Origin of the sequence: Porphyromonas gulae DSM 15663 (genome assembly GCF_000378065.1) — a bacterium.
GTDB classification, from domain to species: domain Bacteria; phylum Bacteroidota; class Bacteroidia; order Bacteroidales; family Porphyromonadaceae; genus Porphyromonas; species Porphyromonas gulae.
The window spans coordinates 29,020-44,149 of record NZ_KB899170.1 but is presented as its reverse complement, the minus strand read 5'-3'; the positions used below and the strand labels follow the sequence as shown (position 1 = coordinate 44,149).

Genomic DNA, 15,130 nt, shown 5'->3' with positions numbered 1-15,130 from the left:
CTATCGTGTGTCCATCATACTCATTACGAAATGATTGGGCACCAAGAATAAGCCCCGTAGCCGAGCGGATGATGGAGACCTTATTGCCGAATTCGTACTTCTTATGCTCTTTGCCCTTGCTGATGCATTGTACCTCAGGTTCGTGAATAGAATAAATCTTTTGCCGGCTATGACGTCGTTGAGTAAGAATCGCCTCAAATCTCTCTATCAACTCCTTATGGACAGAATGCTCTCCTAGATTACGCTTGAGTTCTCGGACTAATCGGCCGGCTATGGTTCGCAATTTCCTATCCGCTCTGAGTGCCTTTTGGCGATTCTTGGGATGATTGCGAAAACGTTGGTCGCGATAAATGCGCTTGAGAACAAAGGTATAGCTTTGACGAAGCGGTAGCTCCAGCTTGTGGACGATGTCCAGAACCTTACGGACAATCTTTTTATGCAACTTGGCATCTGTAGGGTAGGTGATATTCTTCTCTTGAACGGTCGAATCAATAAAAGCCGTGTCATGATGATGCTCGTCATCATCTTCGTTATTGACACGAATGCTTTCTTGGAAAACGAGCTCTATCCCCTTCTCACCAATGCGCTTGCGAAAGTGCACCAATTCAGAAGAGGCACAGGGCGCACCAGGGATGAACTCTTGCATGCCACAAAAGTATTGGTAATAAGCATTTTCACTCCATTGCTCCACAACGGATTCGTCTGAAAGATTACGAAGGTGTTTGAGAATCAACAAGCCACACATCAGACGAATAGGTTTAGCAGGGCGACCATTGTTTTGGCAATACAAAGGTTTGAAGGCCGTATCGAATTTGGCCCAATCTATTTTGTCAGCTAATTTATAGAGTGGGTGCGATTGGTTCAGCATGTCTGATAGACTGCTGAATAATGAAGGGGTATTATAGGGCTTTTTAATCATAAAATCTGCAAGTTTCGTACGATGAAGATACGAAAACTTGCGGATTTAGCAAAGATATTCGCAAACTAATTTGCTGAATATCAGAGATTAAAGATCTATTTAAGGGATGACTAATCAGCAAAAAGCTTATGACAAAAAGCAAAAGGGCATGCCACAACGGCACACCCTTTTGTCTATACTTTTTTTGAACAGTCTTCTCTAAAACTCCGCGTTGTTCGGCGTCCGTGGGAAAGGAATTACATCTCGGATATTACTCATTCCCGTTACAAATAGCAGCAGGCGTTCGAAGCCCAAACCAAAGCCGCTATGCGGTGCAGTACCATAACGACGGGAGTCGAGATACCACCAAATATCTTTCTCGGGCACTCCCATTTCATTAGCACGAGCTATCAATTTGTCGTAGTCGGCTTCACGCTCGGAGCCACCGATGATTTCTCCGATCTTCGGGAAAAGTACATCCATACCACGGACAGTCTTTCCGTCATCGTTCAGCTTCATGTAGAAACTCTTGATCTCTTTGGGGTAGTCCGTCATGATAACCGGTGTCTTGAAATGCACCTCAACCAGATAACGCTCGTGTTCGCTGGCCAAATCTGCCCCCCAATAGATGGGGAATTCAAATTTTACACCATTCTTGACGGCTTCTTCCAGAATACGAATACCTTCCGTATAGGCCAAACGAACAAATGGTTTTTCGAGTACAAACTTGAGACGATCGATCAGCTCTTTGTCAAAGTGTTCAGAAAGGAAACTGATGTCATCCATACAGTTATCCAAAGCCCACTGTACGCAATATTTGATGAACTCTTCCGCCAAGTCCATATTATCCTCTATCTCAAGGAATGCAACTTCCGGTTCGATCATCCAGAACTCAGCCAAGTGACGCGGTGTATTGGAATTTTCTGCACGGAACGTGGGGCCGAAAGTATAAATACCCCCCAAAGCCATAGCAGCCATTTCACCCTCCAATTGTCCTGAAACGGTCAATGAGGTATGACGGCCGAAGAAGTCTTTACGATAGTCCACTTGCCCCTCTTCCGTTCGAGGGAGAGAATCAGGGTTCAGCGTTGTCACCTGAAACATCTGTCCGGCTCCTTCACAGTCACTGGCCGTAATAAGAGGTGCGTGGAAGTAATAATACCCTTTGTTATGAAAAAAGGTATGAATGGCGATAGCCATATGGTGCCGGATGCGATAGATGGCACTGAAAGTATTGGTGCGTGGGCGCAAATGTGCTATCTCACGCAAAAACTCCAACGTATGGCCTTTCTTCTGTAGCGGATAGGTAGCCGGATCAGCCGTACCATAAATCTCAATAGCTGACGCTTGTACCTCCACGGACTGGCCTGCTCCTTGAGATTCGACCAAAGTGCCTATAACACCGATGCAAGCACCCGTGGTAATCTGAGACATCTGTGCAGCATCGAAGGAAGCAAGATCTGCTACGATCTGCATATTATGAATCGTAGAACCATCATTGAGAGCGATAAAATTCACAGCCTTGTTGCCGCGCTTGGTGCGTACCCATCCTTTGATGTTGATTTCTCGGCCGACCAGCTCTCCATGGAGGGCGTCTGCGATTCTAGTTCTTTTCATCTTCTTATCCATTGTATAATACTATTCATTATTTATGTTTATATTATTCGAAAGCTCCCATTCTAAGATTATTCACCTCCTGCTCATTCAGATAGCGCCATTTTCCACGGGGCAGATTCTTCTTGGTCAGTCCGGCAAAATAAACGCGATCCAGTTTGACAACGCGATAGCCAAGATGCTCAAACAAACGGCGCACAATACGATTCCGTCCGCTATGAATCTCTATTCCTACCTGCGAAAGATCGTCTTCTTTTACATAACTGATGGCATCGGCATGTATCTCTCCATCATCCAACTCCACCCCATCGGCTATTTTCTGCATGTCTTCAATGCTTACATCCTTGTTGAGCCACACGTGGTAGATCTTCTTCTTCTTGAAAGACGGATGGGTCAGCTTAGAGGCAAGATCGCCGTCATTTGTAATCAGAAGCACACCGGTAGTATTCCGATCCAAACGCCCTACCGGATATATTCTCTCAGGACAGGCATATCGTACTATATCCATTACTGTAGTACGGCATTCGGGATCGTCAGAAGTAGTCACACAATTTTTAGGCTTATTGAGCAGTACATAGACCTTGCTCTCTATTTCCACTCTCTTATCCTTGTAGATTACCTCATCCTGACGTGTAATTCTTCTGCCGAGTTCGGTCACGACTTCTCCATTGACCGTGATCTCTCCCTTTTCGATCAGTAGATCCGCTTCCCTTCGCGAGCAAACACCGGCATTGCTCAGGAACTTGTTCAGCCTGATCGGCTCATTCGGATCAGCTAATACCTCACGATACTTTACAGGCACGATCGGAGCTTTCGGCTGTTTCTTTTTCTTCTTTTGCTGTGGAAGTGTCAGTGTTCTATTGCCACCCGAATACATCGACCTTTCCGTATCCCGAAACTGACGGGGATAGGATGATCCCGATCCACGCATACGCTCGCTATCCATAGCACGATTGGCATCGTATTCTTTCTCAAAATGCCTGTCGCGTCTCTGCCCACGCTCTTCATTTTGGCGGTATGAAGCCGGATAAGTCGTACGCTGCCCGTCCCGACCATATCGATTATTGTACGAAGGAGCTTCAGAGCGGTTATTTCCCTCCCCTCCGGAGAAATCATCACGTCTGTACGATTGTGGTCGGCTGCTCTGCTGCTCACCGATACGTACTCTTCGTTTACGCTGTTGCAATTGATCAGTCGGCTCGGGTTTGGATGTAGCCCCTACTCTGGGAGTAGGTCTGAAGCCTCCCCCTGAACTCATTCTTGACGAACGGAAAGGCGTAGGTTTTTCTATGTGCTTTTCCGAAGGAGAAATATCATCCTTGCTCGTATCTGCGAAAATATCGCGTTCTTCAGTTGTCATCTTTGATAGATTATTGCTTAGATTTTACACATACAACCTCACGGTTGCAAACTATGAATTTGTCTTTTTGACTCTTTGGGTTACGAAAATATGAAAATTTCAGATTCCCACGTAATTAGAAGGAGATATGCGGCGCATTTCCTCCTTCACGGCTTCATCAATATCCAATGCTTCGATAAAACGTGCAATAGATTCGGCTGTCACCGCCTCATTCGTACGCGTCAGAGCCTTCAATGTTTCATATGGATTGGGATACCCTTCTCTGCGAAGAATAGTTTGTATGGCCTCAGCCACCACGGCATAGTTGTTCTGCAAATCCCGATCGAGAGCAGCTTCGTTGAGAAGCAGTTTGCCAAGCCCTTTGGCTATGCTCGTGACTGCTATGAGAGAATGCGCCAAAGGTGTTCCCACGTTACGGAGTACGGTGGAATCCGTCAGGTCCCGCTGCAAGCGTGAAATAGGCAATTTGCGTGACAAATGCTCAAATATGGCATTCGCAATACCCAGATTGCCTTCGGCATTTTCATAGTCGATAGGATTCACTTTGTGGGGCATGGCAGAAGAACCGACCTCGCCGGCCTTGATCTTCTGTTTGAAGTACTCCATCGAAATATACTGCCAGAAATCACGGCAGAGGTCGATCAGTATCACATTGATTCGACAGCAGGCATCAAATAAGGCTGCCATGTTGTCGTAGTTGGATATTTGTGTAGTGAGTTCTTCTCTTTCAAGCCCGAGAGAAGTTACGAACCGACGGCCAAAATCGCTCCAGTTATGCTCAGGATAAGCCACATGATGGGCATTGAAATTGCCCGTAGCACCACCGAATTTGGCTGAATGAGGTACTGCCAGCAACAGGCCGATCTGCTTACGCAAGCGATAGACGAATACTTCTATTTCCTTTCCTAAGCGAGTGGGCGATGCCGGTTGTCCATGTGTTTTGGCCAGCATCGGGACATCTTTCCACTGAAGAGCATAAGCATGAAGCTGCTCCACCAACTCCTGCAAAGCGGGCATGTAAACCTCGGTCATTGCCTCGCGTATCATCATCGGGAAAGCCGTATTGTTTATATCCTGCGAGGTCAGACCGAAGTGGATAAATTCTTTGGCATCTTGTATCCCCATGGCCTCGAACCGCTCTTTGAGGAAATACTCCACTGCCTTGACATCATGATTCGTTACCGCCTCTATCTCCTTTACACGTACGGCATCCGTCTCGCTGAAATCTTGGTATATACGACGCAACTCTTCCTCTAAAGACGGAGGACAGACACCTTTTAGCGAAGGCAATTCATTGCAAAGGGCAATGAAGTATTCCACCTCCACCTTTACACGATAGCGAATTAGAGATTCCTCTGAAAAATAGCGACTAAGTGCTTCTACTTTGTTGCGATACCGGCCATCTATCGGAGAGATGGCTTGCAGGGCTTGGAAAGCAATCATTTGTTTTTGTTCTGATATAATCGGATCAATGAAAGAAGACCGCATATTCATGACAGCCGATGCCGACATTAGGATGGGATTTCTTCCGATTTTGTAAGCAGCAAAGATAAAAAAAGATTTTTCTGACTAAACCTAATATCCGAAGCCTTTTCTCGCTCCTTCTTATTAAGCTTCCAAATCGATTCTACAGTTTTTTTCTCAATCGCAGGTCTTATCCCAAATAATTTCACCTCCGGTCGTACGCCAAACCTCTTTTCGAGCCAGAGCAAAGAAATAATCGCTCAGACGATTGATATAGTGCATCACGGGTTCCTCCACCAGTGCCTCTTCACTCAAGCGGTATATATGACGTTCGGCTCGCCGGCATACCGTACGGCAAACGTGTGCCAAAGAGGTAGAACGGCTGCCTCCGGGCAAGATGAAAGCCGTCATCTTGGGGATGGCATCATCCAGTCGATCGATCTCTCGCTCCACGCGTTCTATCGTTTCGGGATGCACACGGCTCTCCACCATCAGCTCTCTGTTTTCCTGATTTGTGGCCAGATAGGATCCGACGGTGAAAAGCTTGTGCTGTATGGTACGCAGAAAATCCCGATCCTCTTCCGGCAAATCCTCACTCATCAGCAGGCCGATAAATGAGTTCAATTCGTCTATCGTACCGTAGCACTCAAGCCTTTGGTGGTATTTGGGTACGCGTTCTCCTCCGACCAAGCTGGTCGTTCCCTTGTCACCCGTGCGGGTGTATATCATACTTTTAGACATATCGCTTCTATCGTTTTATTATTTATAGAAACGCTTTATAGCTCCGCTTGTTCAGTCCACGATGAAAAATTACGATCAGCAATTCGCCCGTATCGATCGAAACCCGTGCAGCAGGATTCTTGTCAAGCTCTTGCCATAGGCGAAAAGCCTCTCCCCTGCGACGAGGACAGTACAAAATCGCCATAGAGCCATCCGGCAAAGAGCCGGACAAACATTGTCGAATAGAAGCAGACAGAGGAGCATCCCTTTCCACTACGAGAAGGAGCGGATCCGCCTGCTTCGAGTCCGTTATCGACCTGTCGCTATCTTCAGCCGAAAGCTCTATTTCCGGTCGTGCGGCAGAAAGATATTTCGGCAGTACGGAATCGCCCGTAGAAATGCATATTGCTCGCTTTGCCTTACTGAAGATCGTCAGGCGAAAGATCAGCTCCAGTACCTTGCGACGGCGAATCCCCCGATAATCGGCTGACTCCCGAAGTTCTTTTGTCTCCGATGCAAGACGGTCAAAACTGTAGTACGGTGTCTTTTCCTCCACCACCCGTGTCAGCAGGTGAAATACATAGGGAGAGTGAACATGGTGTCCACCACGATGCAGTAGATAGCGAACGCTGCGCAATGCCTGCAAGCGTACTCTATCGCTGACGGACAGGAATGAAGAGAAGAGACAAGACATTGGTAAGATCGGTCGGAGAATAACTTACTCCCGCTCCTGAGGCAAGATCAGATTGAGCACTACCCCTACTATGGCAGCCAAACCGATACCGGCCATTGTAAATCCACCGAACGAAACGACTGCTCCGCCGATACCGAGCGTAAGAGTGATGGACACGATAATAATATTACGTGTCCGACTCATATCCACTTTATGATTGACCAGATTGGCAATACCGGCCGAAGCTATCGTACCGAAGAGAAGCAGCATGATACCACCGAGAACGGCAGGAGGGATGGATTTGAGCAAGGCACTGACCTTACCAACAGCAGAGAAGACAATTCCCGTCAGGGCGGCTATACGAATCACCATCGGATCCGTCACACGAGTCAGAGCCATGGCTCCGGTTACTTCCGAATAAGTAGTCACGGGAGGTCCTCCCAGCAGACCTGCTACCATACAGGCCAGACCATCGCCCAAGAGGGTACGATGCAGCCCCGGATCTTTTACAAAATCTTTCCCCGTCACCGTATTTACCACATAGACATCGCCGATATGTTCTATCACGGGAGCGATAGCCACAGGCAGCATAAAGAGGATGGGAGGAAGAGAGAACTTGGGGAAAGAAAACTGAGGCAGACTCAACCACGCAGCTTCTCGAATAGGATTCAGATCGACCTCATAGAAAACAACGGCTATCACATAGCCCACCGCTATACCGCAGAAGATCGGGATCAGCTTGAAAAGCCCCCGAGCCAACATCGTCACCACCACGGCGGTAGCAAGCGATATGGTAGCCAGTATCCAGTTAGACTGTGCCATATCCACACCGGCTCCTGCAAGTGAAAGTCCGATCAGGATAATGACAGGGCCGATGACTACAGGCGGAAACAAACGTTGGATCACACGTACTCCCTGCCACTTGACCAAAGCACTCATCAGATAATAAACCAGAGCCACACCGACCATACCCGAAAGAGCACCGGACAGCCCATACATCTCCGTAGCCTTGATAATAGGAGCGATAAAGGCAAAACTACTACCAAGAAAAATAGGCACCTTCCCTTTCGTCACCAAATGAAAAATCAACGTGCCGATACCGGCCGTAAACAGGGCTGTCGAAGGGTCTAAACCCACAAGGAGGGGCACTAAAACAGTAGCTCCGAAAGCAACAAAGAGGAACTGTACGCCTACGATGCCTTTTCGGAGCGGAGAGAGTTGGGTTGTTTCCATATAAAAAACCGATTATAATTTGCTGGATTTTAAGCCCTGCAAATATATGGCATTTCCCTTTATCCCATTGAGTTGCACGCTTGTTTTACGATAGTTCGAACCTGTCGTTGTATAAGCAGGACACGATGCTCCTTGGGTATTATACTTAAAAGGCCACAGACTTGATACTATAAAGCCTCCCGGGTTTATACTTAAAACCCCTGTGGGTTTATACTGTAAAGTCTCCGGGGTTTATACTTAAAAGTCCACTTCCTTCATAGTATCAAGTCTCGAAGCAATCGAAAATAGACCCGACATAAGTTTTTTCATACATTTGTTTCAATTTTTAGCCATTATAATTATATGGAAAGGTTAGACAAACTCGACAGGCGAATCCTGAGCATTATCTCCAATAATGCCCGTATGCCGTTCAAAGACGTTGCAGAAGAATGTGGCGTATCGCGTGCTGCCGTTCACCAGCGCGTACAAAGAATGATCGAAATGGGGGTTATTACAGGTTCGGGCTATCATATCAACCCGAAGTCTTTGGGATTCAGGACATGTACTTACGTAGGTGTTCGTCTGGAGAAAGCCTCGATGTACAAGGATGTACTCCCCCATCTGTACAACATTCCGGAGATCGTGGAGTGCCACTATACGACAGGGCCTTACTCTTTGCTGATCAAGCTCTTCGCCATCGACAATGACCACCTGATGGACATCCTGAATTCGACCATCCAAGAAATCCCCGGTATCGTCTCTACCGAAACGTTGATCTCTCTGGCCGAAGGATTCAATCGCGGCATCAAGATACCCGAAGGAGATCAATAAGCACATACCTACTATATATACCCTCATCGATCGGATACGCTGAATGCCCTCCTATACGCTTACCCAGTTAGCCTCTGCTGTCCGAAATTGTCTCGAAAGCGGATTCCCCGGACGCTACTGGGTCAGTGCAGAGACCAGCGGTGTGCGAGTGGGCATATCGGGGCATTGCTATTTGGAATTGCTGGACAAGGATACATCCGGCTCCCAAGTCACAGCCCGTATGAAAGCCATGATATGGGCTTCGGATTATGCCACATTATCAGGACGATTTCGGAGAGAAACGGGCGAAACATTCGATTCCGGCCTCCACGTTCTGGTACTGGTAAGCGTATCCTACCATGAGCAATACGGGCTAAGCCTTCGCATTCTGGACATAGACCCCTCCTACACAATGGGGGCCATGGCCCGCAAACGCAAAGAGATCATAGAAGAACTGCGCCGGCAAGGCCTATACGACCTGAATCGCAGCCTGTCCCTACCCCGCCCCATCCAACGCATTGCCATAGTCTCATCCGGTGCGGCTGCCGGCTACGAAGATTTCATCGCACACCTTAGCCATTCGGCCGAGCACTTCTGTTTCTATCCCGTCCTCTTCCAAGCCGTGATGCAAGGCGCACAAACCGAAGCATCGGTGTTGGGAGCCTTGGAGCGCATCACATATCACCGGGATTCTTTCGATGTAGTAGTCATCATTCGCGGAGGAGGAGCAGTGAGCGAACTGGCAGCTTTCGACTCGCTTGCCATCGGACAGGCATGTGCACGCTTCCCCCTTCCTATCCTTACCGGCATCGGACACGACAGGGACGAGACGGTGGTGGATCTCGTAGCTTATCGCTCGCTCAAGACCCCTACGGCTGTGGCCGATTTTCTTGTGAACTGCCAGCGCGAAGAGTGGAAATTGATCGACGACCTTCGCTCCCGTGCAGCCGAAGGACTCCGAATGATGATGATGTACTGCCACGAACGGCTGACCCAGCTATCGCTCCGTACGCCGGCCATCCTGAAATCATCTGTTCGTGAAGAACACCATCGGATAAAATCCGTAGAAGACCGCCTCCGATTAGCCACTAAACAGCGGATCGCCTTCGGACTTCAGCAACTCCAAATAGCAAGCGGCAGCCTGCCGGCCATGATGAAGAGCGAGCTGAAACAAAATACAGGCCGATTGGATCGGGTAGCTGCCCGACTGCCTTTGCTGCTGGCAGCCAATCTGAAAAGCTACAATCGACGCCTCGAAACCAACGAACAGGCCATCCGCCTGCTACACCCCAATGCTACCCTGCGCCGTGGCTTCGCCATCGTTCTGAAAGACGGCAAAGCCATCCGTTCCCAATCGGAGTTGCAGAGAGGCGATCGCCTCGTTGCACAATTCGTCGACGGGTCTGTCTCTGCCGTTGTGGATCAGCCTTAAAAGGGGAAATACTACCCCACCTTATCACCCTCCCTTTATTTGATTGTGGCGAATATCTATACTCGATAATCGTCCTTCAATTTTTATTTTCACCCACTCTGACACTCATGAAGTGAAAAATTCGGAAAACTTTCCACAAAACAATAAAATCATAACACGCTAATATAAAGCGTATTATAAAATTATTTCGGAAAACTTTTCAACAACGAAGGTTTTCCCTATTGTCCATTTAATATATACTTCATAACATTGCAAACGCAAATAGAAGTTAATTACACAAAATACTATGTCACGCAAAATCTACACATTCGACGAGGCATACAAAGCCTCGCTTGCCTATTTTGATGGCGATGAGCTTGCCGCCAAAGTATGGGTAATGAAGTATGCGCTGAAAGATGCCCAAGGGAATATCTACGAAAAAAGCCCTGTGGACATGCACAAGCGTATAGCCTGTGAAATAGCTCGCATCGAGAAAAAGTATCCCAATCCTCTTTCCGAACAAGAGCTGTTCGACCTCTTCGATCACTTCCGCTACATCGTACCTCAGGGAAGTCCGATGACCGGTATCGGCAACGACTTTCAGATAGCCTCCCTCTCCAACTGCTTCGTTGTCGGTTTGGACGGCGATGCCGATTCCTACGGAGCTATCATCCGGATCGATGAAGAGCAGGTACAGCTGATGAAACGCCGCGGAGGCGTAGGGCACGACCTCTCCCACATTCGCCCGAAAGGTTCGCCCGTGAAGAACTCTGCTCTCACATCCACCGGACTGGTCCCATTCATGGAACGCTACTCCAACAGTACGCGCGAAGTAGCTCAGGACGGCCGCCGCGGTGCTCTTATGCTGTCCGTATCCATCAAGCATCCCGATTCCGAATCCTTCATCGATGCCAAAATGACCGAAGGCAAGGTGACGGGAGCCAACGTATCGGTGAAGATCGACGATGATTTCATGCGTGCCGTTGTCGAAGGCAAGCCCTATAAACAACAGTACCCCATCGATGCCAAAGACCCGAAGTGGGAGAAAGAGATCGATGCACGTACCCTCTGGGGCAAAATCATTCACAACGCTTGGAAGTCGGCCGAACCCGGAGTGCTCTTCTGGGATACGATCATTCGCGAATCGGTACCCGATTGCTATGCCGATCTGGGCTTCCGTACAGTCTCCACCAACCCTTGTGGTGAGATTCCTCTCTGCCCCTACGATAGTTGCCGACTGCTCGCTATCAACCTCTATTCCTACGTGAAGAACCCGTTCACGAACGAAGCCTCCTTCGACTTCGAGCTTTTCCGCAACCACGTTATTTTGGCACAGCGCATCATGGACGACATCATCGACCTCGAAGCCGAAAAGATCGAACAGATCCTGAGCAAGATAGACAGCGACCCCGAAAGCGAAGAAGTCAAGACCTCGGAACGCAACCTCTGGCACAAGATCCGCCGCAAGACCCTTGCCGGCCGTCGTACAGGTGTAGGTATCACTGCCGAAGGCGATATGCTCGCAGCGATGGGATTCCGCTACGGTTCGGACGAAGCCACCCAATTTGCCGAAGAGGTACAGAAGACCCTCGCACTCTGCGCCTATAGCAGTTCTGTGACCATGGCCAAGGAGCGCGGTGCCTTCGAACTGTTCGATGCCAAGCGCGAAGAGAACAATCCCTTTATAGCCCGTCTTCGCGAGGCCGATCCGTGGCTGTACGAAGAGATGAAGCAGTACGGACGACGCAATATCGCCTGCCTCACGATAGCTCCTACCGGTTCCACCAGTCTGATGACACAGACTTCCTCCGGTATCGAGCCGGTATTCATGCCGGTCTACAAGCGTCGCAGAAAGGTGAATCCGAGCGACAAGAATGTACAGATCGACTATGTGGACGAAGTGGGCGACAGCTTCGAAGAGTTTGTTGTCTATCACCACAACTTCGTCACTTGGATGCGCACCAACGGTTACGACCCTGACCGCAAATACACGAACGAAGAGATCGACGACCTCGTAGCCCGTTCGCCCTACTACAAGGCCACGGCCAACGATGTGGACTGGGTGGCTAAGGTGAAGATGCAGGGACGTATCCAGCAGTGGGTAGACCACTCCATCAGCGTAACCATCAACCTCCCCTCCGATGTCACCGAAGAGCTGGTCAATACCCTGTATGTAGAGGCATGGAAGAGCGGCTGCAAAGGCTGTACCGTCTATCGCGACGGTTCGCGCAGTGGCGTCCTTATCACCGACAAGCCGAAGAAGAAAGACAAGAAAGAGGAGCCGGCAGCTCTCCAGACCATGGTACAGAGCATGCTTATCTCTCGTCCGCGCGAGTTGGAAGCGGAGGTAGTTCGCTTCCAAAACAACCGTGAGAAGTGGATCGCATTCGTTGGTCTCAAAGATGGACGTCCTTACGAAATCTTCACCGGTATAGCCGATGATGACGAAGGTATCATGGTGCCGAAGAGCGTTACCCACGGCAAGATAATCAAGAACAGGGACGAAAACGGCGAACGACACTACGACTTCCAGTTCTGCAACAAGAAGGGCTTCAAGGTAACCATCGAAGGCTTGGACAGCAAGTTCAATCCCGAATACTGGAACTACGCCAAGCTCATCTCAGGCGTCTTGCGCTATGGTATGCCTATCGAACAGGTAGTACACCTCGTACAGGGCATGTCGCTGAACGACGAATCCATCAACACTTGGAAGAACGGCGTGGAGCGCGCCCTCAAACGTTACCTCCCCAATGGCACCACCCTCTCAGGACAGGTATGTCCGAGCTGTGGTCAGGAGACTTTGGTTTATCAAGAAGGCTGCCTGCTATGCAGCAGTTGCGGAGCTTCCAAATGCGGATAAAGCACAAAACCGGCAGGGTATCGCTTCTATAACATAATACCTCTGCTGCCACTCTACATTTCCTTTACTGTTCAAGAGGGCATGTCCGGACTATGATTCGGCATGCCCTCTTTTGTATTTTACAAATCAAGCATCTGATTTTATCTATATTTGCAAACATCAATTCAAAGATTTACTTAGACTTAAGTTATGGGTCAAATTTTGACAATACTCGAACTTTTATTTAATCCGATCAAAAACCTTTACTTGAAAATACAAAGCTATTTCAAAAAGGAGGTTGATACTCAAGTAGAATCGGCTTTTCATTATGCCCTAAATGATTTTTTCAAAAATGAAGTTGGATATGCGACACGCATCAAACTAAAGAAAGCGGTTCATGCATATATGAAGAATCCGACTTCATTCAAGCCGGATGATCGAGAAACACAAGATTTTATTGACTGTTTTGAGAAACGGCTTGCTGAATCCAAACATCAAGCAGCTCACAACTACTTGACACGAGTCAAAGTCATGGAAGCTATCAAAGCAAGAGGACTTGATCCACGGGATATTGAGCACTACTTGAAACGACTACCAATCAAAGAAGGTCAAGTAAAAGCCGAGAAGGCCATAGAAGATTTATACCACAGTCGAGAGATAGAACATCCTTTACATGAGACATTACAAATCATAGTCCGAAATCTGTTCGAACACTCGGCCGAGTTATTACATGTAATAGAGGAGTTGAAGAAAAGCGGAAATACTCTATTAGCGGATACTTTAGAATCCATCCGGCAAGTAGTGATCGGCAGAAGTAACAACAGCCTCACTCGGATATACGAAGAGTATGAAGAAAAAAGAAATGAAGAAACGACTAAGGTTCTAAAGGAGCTAATCGAGGCTGCCAAAACCAAGTTTTCATTTGACGAGGCTTGCAACTTCTATGAGAAGCTGATCGCAATCGAACGATCTCCGGAAAACCTCTTCGGCTATGCCGGCCTACTATATTCTCTTAATGACTTCACCAAAGCCAAACAATATTATGAAGAAGTCTTAGATATATATAAAGAACTCGCGAAAAAGAATCCCGAGGCCTATAATCTGGACTTGGCCATGACATTGAACAATCTGGCAAACGTACTCAGCAATAACAATGAGATAAAACAAGCTAAAGACTGTTATCAAGAGGCCTTGGATATATACAGAGCACTCGCAAAGAAAAGTCCCGAGGCCTATAATCCGGACTTGGCCTCAACATTGAATAATCTGGGTCTCTTGCTTAGCGATAACAACGAAACAAAGCAAGCCCAAATCTGTTATCAAGAGGCCTTGGATATATACAGAGAACTCGCAAAGAAAAATCCCGAGGCCTATAACCCGGACTTGGCTGGGATATTGAACAATCTGGGTCTGTTGCTCAGAAAAAACAACGAAACAAAGCAAGCCCAAATCTATTATCAAGAGGCCTTAGATATATACAGAGAACTCGCAAAGAAAAATCCTCAGGCCTATAATCCGAATTTGGCTGGGACATTGAACAATCTGGCAAGCGTACTCAGCAATAACAATGAGATAAAACAAGCCAAAGGCTGTTATCAAGAGGCCTTGGATATATACAGAGCACTCGCAAAGAAAAATCCTCAGGCCTATAATCCGGGCTTAGCTATGACATTGAACAATCTGGGTCTCTTACTCAGAAAAAACAACGAAATAAAACAAGTAAAAGACTGTTATCAAGAGGCCTTGGATATATACAGAGAACTCGCAAAGAAAAATCCTCAAGCTTATAATCCGTACTTGGCCATGACATTGAATAATCTGGCTGTTTTCTGCAACCAAATCAATAATCGAGAAGAAGCTGAAAAGGCATACAAAGAGGCTCTTTTGATAAGAGAAATTTTGGCGAAAAGAAATCCTTCAGCCTATGAAATAGACTATCTTCAGACACTAATTTTGGGAATAGATTGTTTAGGGAAAGAGTCAAAGCAGATTCAAAAAGTAAAAGCAACACTACAGAAATACCCTAACAACAGCCAAGCAATAGCCTTACTTGAAAGAATAAAAAGCTGGGAAGAAGAGAATCCGAATGCGTGTCAGGAAGGCATGTAGGCAAAATTAGGCTTCACCGG

11 protein-coding genes are annotated in these 15,130 nt (G+C 47.6%); 4 read left to right on the top strand and 7 right to left on the bottom strand.

Annotation, left to right across the window (positions count from 1 at the left end; all coding sequences use genetic code 11):
* From F452_RS0107935 to F452_RS0107905, 7 genes are all read right to left on the bottom strand, one after another.
* On the bottom strand, positions 1-919 hold a 919-nt coding region (locus F452_RS0107935; protein ID WP_018965679.1), incomplete at its 3' end, for an IS5 family transposase.
* Between the two features lie 198 nt (positions 920-1,117).
* The gene (gene asnS, locus F452_RS0107930; protein WP_018965678.1) at positions 1,118-2,527 is read right to left on the bottom strand and encodes an asparagine--tRNA ligase; all 1,410 of its coding nucleotides are present in this window, start codon (positions 2,525-2,527) and stop codon (positions 1,118-1,120) included.
* Between the two features lie 31 nt (positions 2,528-2,558).
* The gene (locus F452_RS0107925; protein ID WP_018965677.1) at positions 2,559-3,872 is read right to left on the bottom strand and encodes a pseudouridine synthase; all 1,314 of its coding nucleotides are present in this window, start codon (positions 3,870-3,872) and stop codon (positions 2,559-2,561) included.
* A 99-nt stretch (positions 3,873-3,971) separates the two neighbouring features.
* On the bottom strand, positions 3,972-5,315 hold the full coding sequence (purB, locus tag F452_RS0107920) for an adenylosuccinate lyase (RefSeq protein ID WP_026292305.1): 1,344 nt from the start codon (positions 5,313-5,315) through the stop codon (positions 3,972-3,974).
* A gap of 198 nt (positions 5,316-5,513) precedes the next feature.
* Complete coding sequence (locus F452_RS0107915) at positions 5,514-6,077, bottom strand: cob(I)yrinic acid a,c-diamide adenosyltransferase (RefSeq protein WP_018965675.1); 564 nt, start codon at positions 6,075-6,077, stop codon at positions 5,514-5,516.
* A 22-nt stretch (positions 6,078-6,099) separates the two neighbouring features.
* Positions 6,100-6,750: a hypothetical protein gene (locus tag F452_RS0107910; RefSeq protein WP_018965674.1), complete on the bottom strand. Its 651-nt coding sequence runs from the start codon at positions 6,748-6,750 to the stop codon at positions 6,100-6,102.
* A 24-nt stretch (positions 6,751-6,774) separates the two neighbouring features.
* Entirely contained in the window at positions 6,775-7,962 is a 1,188-nt protein-coding gene (locus F452_RS0107905) for a uracil-xanthine permease family protein (protein ID WP_018965673.1), read from the bottom strand.
* Between the two features lie 342 nt (positions 7,963-8,304).
* Here F452_RS0107905 and F452_RS0107900 point away from each other — a divergent pair, with 342 nt between their 5' ends.
* From F452_RS0107900 to F452_RS0107885, 4 genes are all read left to right on the top strand, one after another.
* Positions 8,305-8,772 (top strand): Lrp/AsnC family transcriptional regulator, encoded by a 468-nt coding sequence (locus tag F452_RS0107900; protein ID WP_018965672.1) that lies wholly within the window; start codon positions 8,305-8,307, stop codon positions 8,770-8,772.
* A 43-nt stretch (positions 8,773-8,815) separates the two neighbouring features.
* Entirely contained in the window at positions 8,816-10,183 is a 1,368-nt protein-coding gene (gene xseA / locus F452_RS0107895; protein ID WP_018965671.1) for an exodeoxyribonuclease VII large subunit, read from the top strand.
* A 286-nt stretch (positions 10,184-10,469) separates the two neighbouring features.
* A complete protein-coding gene (locus F452_RS0107890; RefSeq protein WP_018965670.1) occupies positions 10,470-13,022 on the top strand; it encodes an adenosylcobalamin-dependent ribonucleoside-diphosphate reductase in 2,553 nt (850 codons plus the stop codon).
* Positions 13,023-13,211: 189 nt separating this feature from the next.
* Complete coding sequence (locus F452_RS0107885; protein WP_018965669.1) at positions 13,212-15,110, top strand: tetratricopeptide repeat protein; 1,899 nt, start codon at positions 13,212-13,214, stop codon at positions 15,108-15,110.
* The last annotated feature ends 20 nt before the right edge of the window (positions 15,111-15,130 follow it).